We start from the raw sequence: 17,234 nt of genomic DNA, 5'->3' as shown, positions 1-17,234 counted from the left end.
CACGTCAGCCCTGGGCCGGGCCGGTCATCGACCGCACGTCCAGCGCGGCGTCGAGCTGCTCGGCGGTGACCTCGCCGCGTTCGACGTAGCCGAGGTCCTCGACGGCCGCCCGCACCGTGATGCCCTTGGCCACCGCGTGCTTGGCGATGGTGGCGGCGGCCTCGTACCCGATGATGCGGTTGAGCGGGGTGACGATCGACGGCGAGGACTCGGCGAGCTGGAGGCAGCGCTCCTCATCGGCGACGAGGCCGTCGACGGTCCGCTCGGCCAGCACCCGGGAGATGTTGCCGACCAGCGTGATCGACTCGAGCAGGTTGCGCGCCATCACCGGCAGCGTGACGAGCAGGTCGAAGTTCCCCTGCGCGCCGGCGAAGCCGATGGCGGCGTCGTTCCCGATGACCTGGGCGGCGACCATGACGGTCGCCTCCGGGATCACCGGGTTGACCTTGCCCGGCATGATCGATGAGCCCGGCTGCAGGTCCGGCAGGCGCAGCTCCCCGAGCCCGGTGTTGGGCCCGGACCCCATCCACCGAAGATCGTTGGCGATCTTCGTCAGCGAGACGGCGATGGTGCGCAACGCGCCCGAGGTCTCGACGAGGGAGTCTTGTGCGGCCTGGGCCTCGAAGTGGTTCGACGCCTCGACCAGCGGCAGGCCGGTGTGCTCGGCGATGAGCTCGATCACCCGCTGGGAGAAGCCGGCCGGGGTGTTGATCCCGGTGCCGACGGCGGTCCCGCCCAAGGGCAGCTCCGCGAGCCGCGGCATGGTCGCGCGGACGCGGTCGACGCCGTACCGGATCTGGGTGGCGTAGCCGGAGAACTCCTGCCCGAGCGTGATCGGAGTGGCGTCCATGAGGTGCGTCCGGCCGGACTTGACGACGTCGGCGAACTCCTCCGCCTTGCGCTCGAGCGAGGCGGCCAGCGTCTCCAGCCCGGGCAGCAGGTCGTCGACCATGGCCTGGGTGGCGGCGATGTGGATCGAGGACGGGAAGACGTCGTTGGAGGACTGCGATGCGTTGACGTGGTCGTTCGGGTGCACGGCGCGGCCGAGCCGGGCCGAGGCGAGGTTCGCGACCACCTCGTTGGTGTTCATGTTCGACGACGTGCCCGAGCCGGTCTGGAACACGTCCACCGGGAAGTGCGCGTCGTGGGTGCCCGCGATGACCTCCTCCGCGGCGGCGACGATCGCCTCGGCGACGTCCTGGTCGAGCACGCCGAGCTCCGCGTTCGCGATCGCGGCGGCACGCTTGACCTGACCGAGCGCGGAGATGTGGTGGCCCGACAAGCCGCGCCCAGAGATCGGGAAGTTCTCCACCGCGCGCTGCGTCTGCGCCGAGTAGAGCGCGTCACGTGGGACACGCACCTCACCCATGGTGTCGTGCTCGATGCGAAAGTCCTCGGTGCTGGCGGTCTGCTCCTGGCTCACCTGGCGCCTCTCCTCGTCGGTCTGTCGCGCTGAACGGCCCGGCCATTCTTTCACCCGCAGCGCGCCCCGGCGACGGACGACGGACCTGCCTCGTCCCGAGTCAGCTGTCGAGCTCGCGCGTGATGAGGTCGGCGAGCTCGTCGAGCACCTTCTCTGCCCGCTCCCCGTCCGCGGTGAGGGTGACCTCGTCGCCCTGGTTGGCACCGAGGGTCATCACGGCGAGCACACTGCTGGCGTCGACCGGGTCCGCGCCGGACTTGGAGATCTTCACGGCAAGCCCGCTTTCCGCGGCGGCCTTGCTGAACACGGCGGCGGGACGGGCGTGCAGCCCGACCTTGGCGGCGACGACGGCACTTCGCTGGGCCATGGACGGTCCTTCCTGTCCGGATGCGGTCCGTTCCGCACCTGGTGACAGGGAGGGTACGACAGACGGGCACGTCCCGGGGAACCGGCACGACGCCGGCATGGCACCCGGAACTCAGCGCGGCTCGTCTGCTCCGGGAGCCACCGCGCCCTGGTCGCGCGACGGTGCGGCACCTCGACGGACACTGATCCGCCGCGTCATTCCCTTACCGAGAGCCAACGCCCGAGCACCGTGACGTGCTGGCGCTCGTAGCCGAGCCGCTCATAGAAGCCCGCAGCCGGGTTGCCGTCGCGGACCATGAGCTGGACCTTACGGGCGCCCGCCGACGCGAGCCAGCTTTCCGCGGCCTGGGTCAGCTCTGCTCCCACGCCCGTGCCCTGAACCTCAGGGGTGACGGCGAGGTAATAGATCCACCCGCGGTGCCCGTCCATGCCCGCCATGACAGACCCCACGACGACGCCGTCGTCCCGTGCCACAAGCACCGTGGAGGTGGCGCCGCGACGGGCCTGGTCGAGGTCCGCCGTCGGGTCGTTCCACGGTCGGGTAAGACCACAGGTCTCCCACAGCCGGACGACGGCGGGCCCCTCCCCCTCGGTCATCTCACCGATCACGGGCACCGAACACGCCGGTCCGTCGCCGCCTCGCTCAGCCCCGCCGCAACGGTCCGGTCTGGCCACGGCGGCCACAGTCAGAACGGGCTGTACGGCGAGACGACGACCTCGACGCGCTGGAACTCCTTGAGATCGGAGTAGCCCGTCGTGGCCATCGCCCGGCGCAACGCACCGACGAGGTTCAACGTGCCGTCGGCGCTGGTCGACGGCCCGTGCAGAATCTCCTCGAGCGTGCCGACCGTCTCCACCCGCACACGCTCGCCACGCGGCAACTCGGGGTGGTGGGCCTCCGGACCCCAGTGCCACCCCTGCCCAGGTGCCTGCTCGGCCCGCGCGAGCGCCGCGCCGAGCATGACCGCGTCGGCGCCGCACGCGACCGCCTTGACCAGGTCACCCGAACGCCCGACGCCGCCGTCGGCGATGACGTGGACGTACCGACCGCCCGACTCGTCCAGGTAGTCGCGCCGTGCGGCGGCGACGTCGGCCACCGCGGAGGCCATGGGCGCGTGGATGCCGAGCGAGATGCGGGTGGTGTGCGCCGCTCCCCCGCCGAAGCCGACGAGCACGCCCGCCGCGCCGGTGCGCATGAGGTGCAGCGCCGCCGTATAGGTGGACGCGCCGCCGACGATCACCGGCACGTCGAGCTCGTAGATGAACCGCTTGAGGTTGAGCGGCTCGGCACGGGAGGAGACGTGCTCGGCGGAGACGGTGGTTCCCCGGATGACGAACAGGTCGGCGCCGGCCTCGACGACGGTGCGCCAGTGCTCCTGGGTACGTTGCGGGCTCAGACTGCCGGCAACGGTGACGCCGGCGTCGCGGATCTCACCGAGCCGTTGGGTGATGAGCCCGGGCTTGATCGGCTCGGCGTACAGGCGCTGCATGCGCGCCGTCGCCTCCTCGGCGGGGACGTCGACGATCTCCTGCAGCACCGGCGTCGGGTCCTCGTACCGCGTCCACAGTCCCTCGAGGTCGAGGACCCCGATGCCGCCCAGCCGGCCGAGCTCGATGGCCGTCGCGGGCGACATGACCGAGTCCATCGGCGCGGCCAGGACGGGCATGTCCACCTGGTAGGCGTCGATCTGCCAGCTCACGGAGACGTTCTCCGGGTCACGGGTGCGGCGCGAGGGGACGACGGCGACGTCGTCGAAACTGTAGGCCCGCCGGCCGAACTTGGCCTTGCCGATCTCGAACTCGTTGCTCACCGTGGCAGGTTACCTGCCGCCGCCGGCCGGCTCGTGGTCGGCGGGGAGCGCGGCGATCTCCCACACCCCGCCCGGGCCTCGGCGGATCGCCACCTCCCGCCCCGGGTCCCACGGACCGGCCCAGCCGAGCTCGGCGAGCACGTGGTCGAGCAGGTTGGCCGTCATCCCCCAGACCAGGCCGTCGGGCAGGAGGAAGCCGGTCGAGCGCCGGCCGGCGAACGTCGCCGAGCACCGCACCTCCGGGGCGACGAGCCTCGCTACCGGTACCCGGATGGTGTGGAGCACCTCGCCCGGTTCGATCTCGGTGGCTGCCCCGGGGTGGTCGGTCCAGCCGAGCACGGGCGTGACGACGAACCGGCTGTGCGGCATCGCCAGGGGCGCGATGGGGCCGATCACCTCGACGAATCGCGGGTGCAGGCCGATCTCCTCGTGCGCCTCCCGCAGCGCTCCGGAGACGGCGTCCTCGTCGACCTCCAGGCGGCCGCCGGGCAACGCGATCTCGCCCGGGTGCTGACGCAGCTCCCGCGAACGCTGCACGAGGAAGACGTCCGGCAGGCCGGTGCTGTCGTCCTCGGCCGAGGCGGCCTGCCGGCGGGCCCTCGCCGGCCCGGACCCTGGCGTCGTCGTCGTGAAGAGCATGAGGACGGCGGCCTCGCGGTACCCGGTGACGGCCTGAGGGTCGTAGGTGTGGATACCGCCGAGCGGCGCGAGCGTCCCGGCCCGGGAGCGCGCCACGAGCTCGGCGAGCTGCGCCCGCCACTCCTCCGCGCTGCTCGACTGTGTCATGGCTGCTCCTCCCAACGAGAGGCATTCGACCACAGGTGGCGTCACACCCGCTGGCTCCGGTGCCCGCCGCCGACCGAGGCAGCGAGGGTGCGACATGCCGGTCAGCGCGCCCTGCTCGGCGATGTGGGCGGGTGCTGGCACAGTGCTGGGGCAAGGAGGTCCACGTGAGCAGCTGGTGTGACGGCGAGTTCCTCGGCTTCGACACCGAGACCACCGGGGTCGACGTCGCGTCGGACCGGATCGTCTCCGCGGCCCTCGTCCACCGTGCCGGCCCGAGCACCCGGGTCCGGACCTGGCTGATCGACCCCGGTGTGCCCATCCCGACGGCGGCGAGCGAGGTCAACGGCCTCACCACCCGTCAGGTCCGCGCCGAGGGCGTCCGGTCGGCGATGGCGCTCGAGGAGATCGCCACCGCGATCGCCGCCGCGCAGCATGCCGGCGTGCCGCTGGTCGCCTACAACGCCACGTTCGACCTCGCCCTGCTCGACCACGAGCTCGACCGGCATCGGCTCCCGCGGTTGACGCAACGGGTCGGCGGCCCGCTGGCGGTCATCGACCCGCTCGTGCTGGACCGTGGCCTGGACACGGAGCGGGAGGGGCCACGGACGTTGGGAGACCTGTGCGGGCACTATGGCGTGCAGACTCGCGCGGACCTGCACGCGGCCGACGTGGACGTGCTGGCCACCTTGGAAGTCCTCACCGGCATCGCGGCCGCCTTCCCGGGCATCGGCGAACTGACGGTGGCGGAGTTGCAACCGTGGCAGGCGCGTCAGTACCGCCGTTGGGCCGAAGGGTGCAACGCCCGCCGCCTTGCCGACGAGCATGCGCGCCCTCCGGTCGACCCGTCGTGGCCACTGCCAGTGGCGCTGGCCGCCGCGGGCTGACGAGCGGCTCAGCGACCGGTGTAGTTCGGCGCCTCGACGGCCATCTGGACGTCGTGCGGGTGGCTCTCCTGCAGCGACGCCTGGGTGATCCGGGTGAACGTGCCCTTGGCCTGCAACTCCGGCACCGTCCGGGCGCCGACGTAGAACATCGACTGGTGCAGGCCGCCGATGAGCTGCTGCGCGACTCCGGCGAGCGTGCCGCGGTAGGCGACACGGCCCTCGATCCCCTCGGGGACGATCTCGTCGTCGCTGGCGATCTCGGCCTGGAAGTACCGGTCCTTGGAGTAGGACTTCTTCCCGCGCGAGGACATCGCGCCGAGCGAGCCCATGCCGCGGTAGGCCTTGTACTGCTTGCCGCCGACCAGCACCGTCTCACCGGGCGACTCCTCGCATCCGGCCAGCAGGGACCCGAGCATCACCGTGTCCGCTCCGGCGACCAGCGCCTTGGCGATCTCACCGGAGTGCTTCATTCCACCGTCGGCGATGACCGGGACACCGGCCGGCCGGCAGGCCCGGGAGGCCTCGTAGACGGCGGTGACCTGTGGGACGCCGACGCCGGTGACCACGCGCGTGGTGCAGATCGATCCCGGTCCGACGCCGACCTTGACGGCATCCGCCCCGGCGTCGACGAACGCCTGGGCCCCCTCGCGGGTGGCGACGTTGCCGCCGATGACCTGCACGTGCCGGGTGGCCGGATCCTTCTTGAGACGCTCGACCATCTCGATGAGCATCCGGACGTGACCGTGGGCGGTGTCCGCGACCAGGACGTCCACGCCGGCGTCGATCAGCGTGGTGGCCCGCTCCCAGGCGTCGCCGAAGTATCCGACCGCGGCGCCGACGAGCAGCCGGCCCTGGGCGTCCTTCGAGGCGCGCGGGAACTGCTCGGACTTGACGAAGTCCTTGACGGTGATCAGCCCGGTAAGGCGCCCGTCCTGGTCCAGGAGGGGCAGCCGCTCGAGCTTGTGCTTGCGGAGCAGGAGGGTGGCGTCCTCGCGGGAGATGCCCGCCGGCCCGGTGATGAGGGGCATGGGCGTCATCACGTCCGCCACCGTGGTACTCGCCCACTCGGCCGCCGGGGTGAAGCGCAGGTCCCGGTTGGTAATGATGCCGATCAGCCGACCCTCCGCATCGACGACCGGGAACCCGGAGATGCGGTACTCGCCGGCGCGGGCGTCCAACTCTTCGAGGGTGGAGTCGGGACCGATGGTGACCGGGTTGGTGATGATGCCGGTCTGGGTCCGCTTGACGAGGTCGACCTGGTAGGCCTGGTCGGCGATCGAGAGGTTGCGGTGCAGAACGCCAATGCCGCCCTGACGCGCCATGGCGATGGCCATCCGGGACTCGGTGACGGTGTCCATCGCGGCGCTCATGAGCGGCACCCGCAGGCTGAGCTCACGGGTCAGACGGGAGGTGGTGTCGATGTCGGCCGGGGCGAAGTCCGAGTACCCGGGGAGCAGCAACACGTCGTCGTAGGTCAGACCGAGCTGACCGAAGGGATCGTGCTTGCCTGCGGGCGGCGCCGGGGCCGCGACCTCACGCGGCTCGCCGGCAGCGGAAGCAAGCTGACTCGTCTCGGTCACCGTCTCAGCCACGCCTCGATCCTACGTGCGCGGGCCGGGGACGGGCAGGCCCGCGGGCGTGGCGGCCGACACAGGCGCCGCGAACGGCTCAGACGTGGGTGGATATCGCGGCAGCCATCTCTTCGACGGCGGCACTGAGAGTGCGCACGCGGTGGACATGCGGCAACCACAGACTCGGCGCGGCGTCCCCGACGAGGAAGATGGCGACGTCGCCACGCTCGGATGCCGCTGTCACCAGGTCCTCCGCCCCGGGGACGGCCCCGAAGACCGCCAGCACCCCGGCCCGACGACGGTCGACGACGTCGAGGACCTGCGAGGGATCCTGCACCACCTCGGCCCGCAGGACACGTGCCTGCACCCCCACCTCGGCGAGCCCACCACCGACCACGTGCGCCTGGAGGCGCTGGGACTCGTCGGCGCAGAGGAGGACGAGGTCGGCGCGGCGGTGAGCGGCGTCGTCGCGGACGGCCGCATCACGAACGGCGGTGAGGAAGGCCGCACGCAGGACGGACTCCGGTTCCACCCCCGGCAGGTCCGTCTTCTCTCGCTGAGCGAGCATCTCCAGGGCCGGTCCGGCCACCCCGGTCCAGGCGCGCACGACGCCACGGTCCTCGACCTCCTGCTCGACCATGCGCTTGACTCGCCGCGGGTCCGGCTCGACGGCGGCAGCCGCCAGCGAGAGCGGGTCGACGAGGAGGCGCTCGACCGGCGCTCGTTCCCGCACGAGTTGCGAGGGTGCCGGACTCGCCTCCGGGTGGGCGGGATCGAAGGCGACGGCGGCCCGCGCAGCGTCCGCCGGGGCGACGCCCTGCAGCGTCAGCTCCCGCATGCGTTCGAGGCGCGCGACGTCGTCCGGCGAATACTTGCGGTGCGAGCCGGCCACGTGGGCCGAGGGCCCGAGCCCGTAACGCCGGTCCCAGGTCCGCAGAGTCGAGGCGGCGACACCGAGACGCTGAGCCACGCCGGCCACGGTCAACGGCGCAGGACGCTCGCTCGAGCCGTTGAGGTGCCCGTTCGCGTGGCTGTCCGGCTGGATGTCGCCTGACACGTGGGTATCGCTTCCGGAGGTAGGGGACGGGCCGGCGCCGCCGTGCACGGCCTTCATGGGATCGATACTGACGCGCCGGCGAAACGGACGCTACCCGACGCGCTGGCCCACGCAATGAATCGTGTCACTGAACAGCCAGCCCTGCCGTTCTGAACAACCCCCTTGAACAATGCACGCATCGGTTGCTAGCTTGCTCAGCAAGTTGTTCAGCAACTTGTTCAGTGCGTTGTTCGCCCACGTGGCGAGGAACCCGACGAAAGGATCGGTGACATGGCTGAGCTGTCCCGTCTTCCCGGCCCGGTGATGGACCTGTGGGAATGGCAGTACGAGGGTGCGTGCCGAGAAGCCGACCCGGACCTGTTCTTCCACCCCGAGGGTGAACGTGGTGGCACCCGACGGCGCCGCGATGCCGCCGCCAAGGCCGTCTGCGCCACGTGCCCGGTCATCGAGCAGTGCCGCGAGCACGCGCTCCAGGTCCGCGAGCCCTACGGGGTCTGGGGCGGACTCAGCGAGGACGAGCGCCTCGACGAACTCACTCGTCGCCGCACGGCTGCGGCCTGACGCCGAGACAGAACGAAGCCCCGGCCGATCGGCCGGGGCTTCGTCCGTGCTGGACTACCGCGTCACTTGTCGACGACGGCGAGGACGTCGCGAGCGGAGAGGATCAGGTACTCCTCACCGCCGTACTTGACCTCGGTGCCGCCGTACTTGCTGTAGATGACGACGTCGCCCTCCTTGACGTCGGGCGTGATGCGGTTGCCGTTGTCGTCGACACGACCCGGGCCCACCGCCAGGACGGTGCCCTCCTGGGGCTTCTCCTTGGCGGTGTCCGGGATGACCAGGCCAGAGGCCGTGGTCTGCTCGGCCTCGAGGGTCTGCACGACGATACGGTCCTCGAGCGGCTTGATGGAGACCGACACTGCGGACCTCCCCTTCGCATGAGATGGGACGGACAATGGGTGCATCACCGTCGCCGTGCGGCCGCCGTCGCGGGTGTCGGACGCACCGTCTTCGGTGAAGACTGCCGCGACCGTGAGGGTCGCGCCGCGAGTAAATCTAGGCCGGGAGTTAGCACTCGGTCAAGGTGAGTGCTAGACCCCTGACGACGTGTCGTCGTCGATCTCCGAACGTGTCACGGGAACTCGTCTCACTCACCGAACCAGCCGGTGTCGCCGTCGATGAGCCAGTGGTATCGCAACGTCAGGGCACGCTCCAGGCCGGCGAGGACGCCGCCGACGGTGAGCGCGGTGTTCAGCCAGGCCGGCAGCGTGATCGGGGCGGTCACGGTTCCCACGCGTTCGGCGACCGCTGGGATGGCGGTGATCTGTTCAGCGAGTTGCGGCAGGCCGAGCACCAGGGCCACCACGAGAACCGTGATCGCACCGCCTGCCATGGCCTTGCTCACCCCCGGGCTTCGCCGGCCGAGGTCGGCGCGCCACGCCTCGGGGCTGTGCGGGACGGGACGCAGCTGATACTCGGTGCCGTCGTCGAGGACGAGATGGGCGCGCTTGAGGCCGTAGGTCGACGACTCCGCCTCGATGACCCCGCCGGGCACCGGGAAGGCCGCGGGCATCTCGGCGACGGCGTGCCGACGGCCGTCGAGGTACAGGCGTGCCCGGCCGTCGAGGTCGAAATGGTCGACGTCGAGCGCGTACCGATGCCCTTCGAGGTCGACCTCGAACACCGAGCGCCACAGCCCGTGCCTGCGCCGGTAGGGACGCAACGGCCGGCCGTCGCCGGGCTTGACCTTCTTCAGCCGCCGCCGTCGTCGCCAGCTCCCGGCCACTGCTCCCCCTGTCCACGACGCATTCTCGACCAGGACACTAGCGGGGCCGTGACCAGCGCGGATCCGTCGAACGATGGAGGCCATCTAGGATCGCCGGGTGGATTCCGCCGCCCTGACCAGGCTCCTGCAACCGGACGGATGGGCCCTGCTGGAGAAGCTCCCGCCCTACTCCGAGGAGGCGGCGCTGCGGCTCTCCGACGGCCTGCGCGCCCGCGGGGTCGACCCCGATCTGGTCTCGGCGGCACTGACCCAGTCCCGGTTGCGGGCGCGTGCGGCTACCAAGTTCGGCGACTTCGCCGCCGGCATGCTCTTCACCCAGCACGGTCTGGAGCAGGCGACGCGGCTCGGCGTCGGCGCCCACCACGCACGCCGGTACCGGGCGGCCGGCTCACAGCTGGTCGCCGATCTCGGATGCGGCCTGGGCGGTGACGCGATGGCCCTGTCCGCCCTCGGCATCCCGGTTCTCGCCGTCGAGGCGGACGAGGCGACGGCGGCACTGGCGACCGTCAACCTGCGGTTCTTCCCCACGGCGACCGTGCGGCACGCGGACGCCCTCGAGCTCGACCTCGCCGCCGAGGGGGTCGACGCGGTCTTCGCCGACCCGGCACGCCGGACGCGCTCCGGACGTCGCGTCTTCGACCCGGCCGCCTACGCTCCCCCGCTGGCCGACGTCCTCGCCCTGCGTGAGCAGGTGCCGGCCTTGGGCGTGAAGATCGCACCGGGCGTCGACCGCGCCGAGCTGCCTGCGGACACGCACGCCCAGTGGGTCTCCGTGGACGGCGACGTCGTCGAGGCCGGCCTGTGGTTCGGCCCACTCGCGCCGGAGGGGCCCGGCCGGTCCGCACTGCTTCTCGCCGGCGAGGATGCGCACACCCTCACCGAGTCCGACGCCGTGCGCGGCACGGACGCGGCCGCCCCCCACGCTCCGCCCCGGGCGGCCGCGGTCCGCGACGTCGGCGACTACCTCTACGAACCCGACGGCGCCGTCATCCGGGCCGGCCTGGTGGCCCGGTGCGCCGAGGACCTCGACGCCGGCCTCCTCAGCGAGGACATCGCCTACCTCACCACCGACACGCCGGCCCGGACCCCGTTCGCGACCGGGTACCGCGTGCTCGACCATTTCGTGTTCAGCCTCAAGCGCCTTCGCGGCTACCTACGCGAGCGCGGCGTCGGGCGGTTGACGATCAAGAAGCGGGGCACCGCCGTCGAGCCGGAGAAGCTCCGCCGTCAGCTGAGTCTGGCGGGCGAGGGCGAGGCCACCATCGTGCTGACGCGGTTGCGCGGACGCCAGAGCGTGCTCGTCGTCGAGCCCCTCTGACGGGGGTCGAGACGGCGGCACGTCCCCACCACGCCCCGCGACCCGGCATGCACGGCAGCGTCGACCGGGCAGACTGGCACCCGTGGGCCTGGACTTCGCACGGTCGGAGCGCTCGTCGGTCGGCATCGAATGGGAGCTGCAACTCCTCGATGCGGACAGCGGCGACCTGCGCCAGAACGCGGAGACCGTGCTGGACCGGTTGCGCGGCTCGGACGGCACCGCCCACCCCCACGTTCACCCCGAGCTCCTGGTCAACACGGTCGAGGTGGTCTCCGGCGTCCGCGGGACCGTCCGGGAGGCCACCGACGACCTCGAGCGCGCCATCACCGACCTGCGCGCCGTCACCGAACCGCTGCGCATCGAACTCGCCGGCGCCGGTTCCCACCCGTTCGCCCGGCCGGCGTTCCAGAAGGTCACCAACCGCGAACGCTACGCGCGCCTCATCGACCGCACCCGATGGTGGGGCCGGCAGATGTTGCTGTACGGCATTCACGTGCACGTCGGCGTCGAGCAGCGATCGAAGGTGCTGCCGATCATGCGAGCCCTGCTCACCCGATTCGCGCACCTGCAGTCGCTTGCGGCGTCCTCACCCTTCTGGGACCGCCAGGACACGGGATACGCGAGCAACCGGGCCATGATGTTCCAGCAGCTGCCCACCGCGGGCGTGCCGTACCAGTTCGACACCTGGCCGGAGCTGGCCGGTTACGTCGAGGACATGACCCGGACCGGGGTCATCGAGGACTTCTCCGAGGTGCGTTGGGACATCCGCCCGTCGCCGCGGTTCGGCACGATCGAGGTGCGGGTGTGCGACGCCGCGACGAACGTCCAGGAGCTGCGGGCCACCTCAGCACTGACGCACTGCCTCGTCGAACACTACTCCGCGATGTTGGACGCCGGGCAGGAGCTGCCGACGGCGCCGCGGTGGTTCGTCATGGAGAACAAGTGGCGGTCGGCGCGGTACGGCATGGACGCGATCCTCATCCGCGACGGCGAGGGCGAGGAGGAACCGGTCTCCGACACGGTCGCCGGCATGCTCGTCGAGCTCGAGCCGGTAGCGCACCGCCTCGGCTGTCTGGAGGACCTGGCGGCTGTCCGGCAGATCCTCGACGAGGGCGCGTCCTACCAGCGCCAACTGCGGGTGGCAGCCGGGCACGGGCTCGACGCGGTGACCGATTCCCTGGTGGCCGAGATGCGCGCCGGCACACCGCTGTGAGCCGAGCGTCCGTAACCGCTCGTCGAAGTCCGACCGCCCGGGTACTCGTGGCGGCCAGCTTGGTCCCGTCACCCGCTACTTGTCTATACCTATTAGCGGGTATAACCTCTCGCCGTGGCCACACCAGCGTCCCCGGCGCGGGACCCGCAGCTCCTCAAGGGTGTGCTCCCCATGCTCGTCCTGGCGTTGCTGCGCGAACGAGACTCCTACGGCTACGAACTCGTCACCCGCCTGCAGGACGCGGGCCTGGTCGACGTCGCCGCCGGCTCGGTCTACCCCGTGCTGACCCGGCTGGAACGCGACGGCCACCTCACCGCCTACCTCGTCCGGTCCAGCTCAGGGCCGGCCCGCAAGTACTACACCCCCACCGAGTCCGGCCTCGAGCTGCTGACCCGGCAGCGGCGAGGCTGGCACCAGCTCGGTGACGTCGTCGCCGTCGTCCTCACCTCGGGCCCGCACCGCGCCCGCACCGTTCCGGAGGTTGCCCCGTGACCATCACACCTCCCGCGACGCGCCGCCGCTCCTGGCATGAGCGGATCCGGCGCGAGCTGTACCTGGCCCACGTCTCGCTCTGGCTCGAGGACGACGCACCGTCGACGGATCGCACAGCGGTCCTCACCCAGCTCCGCGGTGACCTCGATGCGGCCGCGGAGGGCCGTTCGATGCGCGCCGCCATCGGCGAAGTCGGCAAGGCCCGCCATCTCGCGGCCGCTTACAGCGACAGCCTGCGGCCTGGCCCGAACCGCCCGCTGTGGGCGACCGGTGGGGCCGCCGCGTGCGTCTGGCTGACCGTGTGCCTGCTCGCCGCGGTCGTGTTCGTCATCGCGCTCGTGCAGGCCGCGCCCCTCGCCGGCGAGGACGGTGTGCGCGCGCACCTGCTCTGGTCGGAGTTCACGGTCGTGAACACCCCTGATCGGGTGTGGGTGGAACTCGACGGCCAGCACTGGACGCTGCTGGTCACCGTCGGGGTCTTCCTCGGCTTCGCCCGGGTCTGGCGACTCGGGCGCCGTCGCGGAACCGCCGGCTGAGTCGGCAGGACACGCACCGGCTCAGACGCGGACGGTCTCCAGCGGCATGGCCGAGTCGGTCGGGATGTCGAAGCTCGACGGCGCCGCGCCGGAGCGGACGACGGCGGACCCGAGCGCAGCGATCATCGCGCCGTTGTCGGTGCAGTAGCGGATCGGGGGGATCCGTACCGTGATGCCGCGCTCGGCCGCGCGTTCCGCCGCGAGCTCGCGCAACCGCGAGTTCGCCGAGAACCCCCCACCGACGACGAGCGTGTCACAGTCGTTGCGCGCGCAGGCGTCGAGGGACTTGGTGACCAGCACGTCCGCCACCGACTCGGAGAATCCGGCGGCGACGTCGGCGGCGGGGACCTCCTCGCCTCGGTCCTCGTAGCCCTCGAGGTACCGGGCCACGGCGGTCTTCAGGCCGGAGAAGGAGAAGTCGTAGGCGTACTTCGCGGCGTCCTTGGCGTACTTCCCGCCCGTCAGCCCGCGCGGGAAGCGGATGGCGTCCTTCTCGCCCTGCTGCGCGAGACGGTCCACGTGCGGGCCGCCGGGGTAGGGCAGCCCGAGCAGCCGGCCAACCTTGTCGAACGCCTCCCCCGCGGCATCGTCGAGGGTCTGGCCGAGTTCGCGCACCCCGGTAGCGATGTCATCCACCAGCAGCAACGAGGTGTGCCCACCGGAGACCACGAGCGAGACAAACCGCTCCGGGAACGGCCCGTGCACGAGCTCGTCGACGGCGGCGTGGCCGACGACGTGGTTGATGCCGTAGAGCGGTTTGCCGGTGGACAGGGCGAGGGCCTTGGCCGCCGCCACCCCCACGGTCAGGGAGCCGACGAGTCCGGGCCCGGCCGTCACGGCGACCGCGTCGACCTCGGCCAGGTCGACGTCGGCCCGTTCGAGGGCGGTGTCCAAGGTAGGCAGAAAGGCCTCGAGGTGCGCACGGGAGGCGACCTCCGGCACGATCCCGCCGTAGCGGGCGTGCTCGTCCATGGACGAGGCGGTCACATCGGTCAGCAACTCCCGCCCACGGACCAGGGCCACGCCGGTCTCGTCGCAGGAGGTCTCGATGCCGAGGACGAGGGGTTCACTCACGGATTCAGGTTAGCCATCGGCCGGTTCGGGTGGGGACTCGGCGCCTCCGGCACGGACACGACTGACCAGTCGTCACACGGCTGACGACTCGGGACCTTGTTGACGAGTCGGCACATGATCGACGAGTCGCCGTGGCGGGGCTACTTGTTGCGGACGAGGGACTTGCCGAGGTCGGCGTTGAGCGTGGAGATGACGTCCAGCGGGATCTCCTTGGGGCAGACAGCGGCGCACTCGCCGATGTTGGTGCAGCCGCCGAAGCCCTCGGCGTCCTGCTGCTGCAGCATGCTCACCACGCGGGCCTCGCGCTCCGGCTGCCCTTGCGGCAGGAGGCCGAGGTGGGTGACCTTGGCCGCGGTGAACAGCATCGAGGAGGCGTTCGGGCAGGCCGCCACGCACGCACCGCACCCGATGCAGGCCGCGGCCTCGAAGGCCCGGTCGGCGTCCGCCTTGGGCACCGGCGTGGCGTGCGCGTCCGGGGCGGCTCCGGTGTTGACCGAGATGTAACCGCCGGCCTGGATGATGCGGTCGAAGGCGGACCGGTCGACCACGAGGTCCTTGATGACGGGGAAGGCACCGGCGCGCCACGGCTCGAGGGTGATGACGTCGCCGTCGGAGAACGAGCGCATGTGCAGCTGGCACGTGGTCGTGCGCTCCGGGCCGTGGGCCTGGCCGTTGATCATGATCCCGCACATGCCGCAGATGCCCTCGCGACAGTCCGAGTCGAACGCGACCGGGTCCTCGCCGCGCTCGGTGAGCTGCTCGTTGAGGACGTCGAGCATCTCCAGGAACGACATGTCCTCGCTGATGCCCACGAGCTCGTAGTCGACGAGCCGCGGCTCCGCGTCCGGGCCCGCCTGACGCATGACCCTGAGGGTGATCTTCACTTGTAGCTCCGCTGCTTCATCTCGACGTACTCGTAGTTCAGGTCCTCTTTGTGTAGGACTGGCTCGCCGTTCTCGCCGCCCCACTCCCACGCGGCGACGTAGGCGAACTCGTCGTCGTGCCGAACGGCCTCGCCGTCCTCGGTCTGCGACTCGGCACGGAAGTGGCCGCCGCAGGACTCACGACGGTGCAGCGCGTCGATGCACATGAGCTCACCGAGCTCCAGGAAGTCCGCGACGCGGCCGGCCCGTTCCAGGGCCTGGTTGAACTCCTCGTTCCTGCCCAGCACGCGCACGTCGGACCAGAACTGCTCCCGCAGCTCCCGGATGCGGCCGACGGCGTACTGCAGCCCCTCCTCGGTGCGTTCCATGCCGCAGTACTCCCACATGATCTGACCGAGCTCGCGGTGGAAGGAGTCGACCGAGCGGGAGCCGTTCACCGAGAGCAGCTTCTGCACGCGCGAGTTCACCGACTGCTGCGCCTCGACGACGGCCGGGTGGTCCTGCGGCACCTTCTCGAAGGGCGCGTCGGCCAGGTAGTCGTTGATGGTGTTCGGCAGCACGAAGTAGCCGTCCGACAGCCCTTGCATGAGGGCCGACGCACCGAGGCGGTTCGCGCCGTGGTCGGAGAAGTTGGCCTCGCCGGTGACGAACAGGCCGGGGATCGAGGACTGCAGGTCGTAGTCGACCCAGAGCCCGCCCATCGTGTAGTGCACCGCCGGGTAGATCCGCATCGGGACCTGGTACGGGTCCTCACCGGTGATGCGCTGGTACATGTCGAAGAGATTGCCGTACTTGGCCTCGACCGCCGGGCGCCCCATCCGCTTGATGGCGTCGGCGAAGTCGAGATACACCCCGCGCCGGACCTTGCGTGTCGACCCGTCGGGCTGGACCTCGTCCACGGCCGGTCCGACGCCCTTGCCGTCGTCGCACTGGTACTTCGCCGCGCGGGAGGCGATGTCGCGCGGGACGAGGTTGCCGAACGCGGGGTAGATCCGCTCCAGGTAGTAGTCGCGGGCCTCCTCCGGGATGTCCCGGGGGTCCTTGTCCGCGTCGGCCGGGTCCTTCGGGACCCAGATGCGCCCGTCGTTGCGCAGCGACTCCGACATCAGGGTCAGCTTGGACTGATGCGAGCCGGAGACGGGGATGCAGGTGGGGTGGATCTGGGTGTAACAGGGGTTACCGAAGTAGGCGCCCTTGCGGTGCGCGCGCCAGGAGGCCGTGACGTTCGAGCCCATGGCGTTGGTGGAGAGGAAGAAGACGTTGCCGTAACCACCGGTCGCCAGCACGACGACGTCGGCCAGGTGCGTCTCGATCTCACCGGTGACCATGTCGCGGGCGACGATGCCCCGAGCACGTCCGTCGACCACGATGAGCTCGAGCATCTCGTGGCGGCTGTGCGAGGTGACGGTCCCGGCGGCCACCTGCCGCTGCAGCGCCTGGTAGGCGCCGATGAGCAGCTGCTGGCCGGTCTGGCCGCGGGCGTAGAAGGTGCGGGAGACCTGAACGCCGCCGAAGGAGCGGTTGTCGAGCAGGCCGCCGTACTCGCGGGCGAACGGCACGCCCTGGGCCACGGCCTGATCGATGATGTTCGAGGACACCTCGGCGAGCCGATAGACGTTCGACTCGCGCGAGCGGAAGTCGCCACCCTTCACGGTGTCGTAGAACAGCCGGTAGACGGAGTCGTTGTCGTTCTTGTAGTTCTTCGCCGCGTTGATACCGCCCTGGGCCGCGATGGAGTGCGCCCGGCGCGCGCTGTCCTGATAGAAGAACACGTCCACGTTGTAGCCGGCCTCGCCGAGCGTGGCGGCGGCGGACGAGCCCGCCAGGCCGGTCCCGACGATGATGATGCGCATCTTGCGCCGGTTGGCCGGGTTGACCAGCCGGGCGGAGAACTGGCGCTCGGCCCACCGGCCGGACAGCGGCCCACCCGGTGCCTTGGTGTCGGCGATCGGCTCGCCCTCGCGGTACAGGCCCGCGACGAGGTCGTCGCTCTCGGCCGGCTGCGTCTTCGGCGTCTCAGTGGTGGTCATCAG

At 71.0% G+C, this 17,234-nt stretch carries 18 protein-coding genes; 6 read left to right on the top strand and 12 right to left on the bottom strand.

Annotation, left to right across the window (positions count from 1 at the left end; all coding sequences use genetic code 11):
- Positions 1-4: 4 nt before the first annotated feature.
- From ACFSE6_RS02140 to ACFSE6_RS02120, 5 genes are all read right to left on the bottom strand, one after another.
- Entirely contained in the window at positions 5-1,423 is a 1,419-nt protein-coding gene (locus ACFSE6_RS02140; protein WP_388002049.1) for a class II fumarate hydratase, read from the bottom strand.
- A 100-nt stretch (positions 1,424-1,523) separates the two neighbouring features.
- Entirely contained in the window at positions 1,524-1,790 is a 267-nt protein-coding gene (locus ACFSE6_RS02135; RefSeq protein ID WP_388002048.1) for an HPr family phosphocarrier protein, read from the bottom strand.
- Between the two features lie 194 nt (positions 1,791-1,984).
- Positions 1,985-2,404 carry a GNAT family acetyltransferase gene (locus ACFSE6_RS02130; protein WP_388002047.1) on the bottom strand — a complete coding sequence of 140 codons (420 nt, stop codon included), beginning with the start codon at positions 2,402-2,404 and terminating at the stop codon, positions 1,985-1,987.
- A 71-nt stretch (positions 2,405-2,475) separates the two neighbouring features.
- A complete protein-coding gene (locus tag ACFSE6_RS02125; RefSeq protein ID WP_388002046.1) occupies positions 2,476-3,600 on the bottom strand; it encodes a GuaB3 family IMP dehydrogenase-related protein in 1,125 nt (374 codons plus the stop codon).
- Positions 3,601-3,609: 9 nt separating this feature from the next.
- Positions 3,610-4,386 (bottom strand): NUDIX hydrolase, encoded by a 777-nt coding sequence (locus ACFSE6_RS02120; protein ID WP_388002045.1) that lies wholly within the window; start codon positions 4,384-4,386, stop codon positions 3,610-3,612.
- Positions 4,387-4,550: 164 nt separating this feature from the next.
- Between ACFSE6_RS02120 and ACFSE6_RS02115 the strand changes: the two genes are divergently transcribed.
- On the top strand, positions 4,551-5,270 hold the full coding sequence (locus tag ACFSE6_RS02115; protein WP_388002044.1) for an exonuclease domain-containing protein: 720 nt from the start codon (positions 4,551-4,553) through the stop codon (positions 5,268-5,270).
- A gap of 8 nt (positions 5,271-5,278) precedes the next feature.
- On the opposite strand, the gene guaB is transcribed toward ACFSE6_RS02115, so the two are convergent.
- Both guaB and ACFSE6_RS02105 read right to left on the bottom strand, forming a co-directional pair.
- Positions 5,279-6,748: an IMP dehydrogenase gene (guaB, locus tag ACFSE6_RS02110; protein ID WP_388002353.1), complete on the bottom strand. Its 1,470-nt coding sequence runs from the start codon at positions 6,746-6,748 to the stop codon at positions 5,279-5,281.
- A gap of 190 nt (positions 6,749-6,938) precedes the next feature.
- Complete coding sequence (locus ACFSE6_RS02105; RefSeq protein ID WP_388002043.1) at positions 6,939-7,898, bottom strand: MerR family transcriptional regulator; 960 nt, start codon at positions 7,896-7,898, stop codon at positions 6,939-6,941.
- 270 nt (positions 7,899-8,168) lie between these two features.
- Between ACFSE6_RS02105 and ACFSE6_RS02100 the strand changes: the two genes are divergently transcribed.
- Positions 8,169-8,459, top strand: a complete 291-nt coding sequence (locus ACFSE6_RS02100; protein ID WP_388002042.1) for a WhiB family transcriptional regulator — start codon at positions 8,169-8,171, stop codon at positions 8,457-8,459.
- Positions 8,460-8,521: 62 nt separating this feature from the next.
- On the opposite strand, the gene groES is transcribed toward ACFSE6_RS02100, so the two are convergent.
- Together groES and ACFSE6_RS02090 are read right to left on the bottom strand one after the other, a co-directional pair.
- A complete protein-coding gene (gene groES / locus ACFSE6_RS02095) occupies positions 8,522-8,818 on the bottom strand; it encodes a co-chaperone GroES (RefSeq protein WP_388002041.1) in 297 nt (98 codons plus the stop codon).
- A gap of 227 nt (positions 8,819-9,045) precedes the next feature.
- Positions 9,046-9,684 (bottom strand): hypothetical protein, encoded by a 639-nt coding sequence (locus ACFSE6_RS02090; protein WP_388002040.1) that lies wholly within the window; start codon positions 9,682-9,684, stop codon positions 9,046-9,048.
- A 97-nt stretch (positions 9,685-9,781) separates the two neighbouring features.
- On the opposite strand from ACFSE6_RS02090, the gene ACFSE6_RS02085 reads away from it, so the two are divergent.
- The 4 genes from ACFSE6_RS02085 to ACFSE6_RS02070 all read left to right on the top strand — a co-directional run bounded on the left by ACFSE6_RS02085 (position 9,782) and on the right by ACFSE6_RS02070 (position 13,243).
- Positions 9,782-11,002: a class I SAM-dependent methyltransferase gene (locus tag ACFSE6_RS02085; RefSeq protein WP_388002039.1), complete on the top strand. Its 1,221-nt coding sequence runs from the start codon at positions 9,782-9,784 to the stop codon at positions 11,000-11,002.
- An 82-nt stretch (positions 11,003-11,084) separates the two neighbouring features.
- The gene (locus ACFSE6_RS02080; RefSeq protein WP_388002038.1) at positions 11,085-12,215 is read left to right on the top strand and encodes a glutamate--cysteine ligase; all 1,131 of its coding nucleotides are present in this window, start codon (positions 11,085-11,087) and stop codon (positions 12,213-12,215) included.
- Between the two features lie 114 nt (positions 12,216-12,329).
- Positions 12,330-12,707, top strand: coding sequence for a PadR family transcriptional regulator (locus ACFSE6_RS02075; RefSeq protein WP_388002037.1), 378 nt, complete (start codon positions 12,330-12,332; stop codon positions 12,705-12,707).
- Complete coding sequence (locus ACFSE6_RS02070; protein WP_388002036.1) at positions 12,704-13,243, top strand: hypothetical protein; 540 nt, start codon at positions 12,704-12,706, stop codon at positions 13,241-13,243. Before ACFSE6_RS02075 ends, ACFSE6_RS02070 begins: the two co-directional genes overlap by 4 nt.
- Before the next feature lie 21 nt (positions 13,244-13,264).
- Here ACFSE6_RS02070 and tsaD read toward each other — a convergent pair whose 3' ends face one another.
- The 3 genes from tsaD to ACFSE6_RS02055 form a co-directional block, all read right to left on the bottom strand.
- Positions 13,265-14,317 (bottom strand): tRNA (adenosine(37)-N6)-threonylcarbamoyltransferase complex transferase subunit TsaD, encoded by a 1,053-nt coding sequence (gene tsaD, locus ACFSE6_RS02065; RefSeq protein ID WP_388002035.1) that lies wholly within the window; start codon positions 14,315-14,317, stop codon positions 13,265-13,267.
- Between the two features lie 140 nt (positions 14,318-14,457).
- Complete coding sequence (locus ACFSE6_RS02060) at positions 14,458-15,201, bottom strand: succinate dehydrogenase/fumarate reductase iron-sulfur subunit (RefSeq protein ID WP_388002034.1); 744 nt, start codon at positions 15,199-15,201, stop codon at positions 14,458-14,460.
- Positions 15,198-17,231 carry a fumarate reductase/succinate dehydrogenase flavoprotein subunit gene (locus ACFSE6_RS02055; protein ID WP_388002033.1) on the bottom strand — a complete coding sequence of 678 codons (2,034 nt, stop codon included), beginning with the start codon at positions 17,229-17,231 and terminating at the stop codon, positions 15,198-15,200. The genes ACFSE6_RS02060 and ACFSE6_RS02055 overlap by 4 nt, the downstream gene beginning before the upstream one ends.
- Between the last annotated feature and the right edge of the window lie 3 nt (positions 17,232-17,234).

It is taken from the genome of Georgenia deserti, from assembly GCF_042680605.1.
Lineage (GTDB): Bacteria > Actinomycetota > Actinomycetes > Actinomycetales > Actinomycetaceae > Allobogoriella > Allobogoriella deserti.
This window is presented reverse-complemented; position numbering and strand designations above follow the sequence as displayed.

Coding starts and splice junctions, on each gene's coding strand:
- ACFSE6_RS02055 (WP_388002033.1), bottom strand. CDS start 17,231: ATGACCACCACTGAGACGCCGAAGACGCAGCCGGCCGAGAGCGACGAC.
- ACFSE6_RS02135 (WP_388002048.1), bottom strand. CDS start 1,790: ATGGCCCAGCGAAGTGCCGTCGTCGCCGCCAAGGTCGGGCTGCACGCC.
- ACFSE6_RS02120 (WP_388002045.1), bottom strand. CDS start 4,386: ATGACACAGTCGAGCAGCGCGGAGGAGTGGCGGGCGCAGCTCGCCGAG.
- ACFSE6_RS02100 (WP_388002042.1), top strand. CDS start 8,169: ATGGCTGAGCTGTCCCGTCTTCCCGGCCCGGTGATGGACCTGTGGGAA.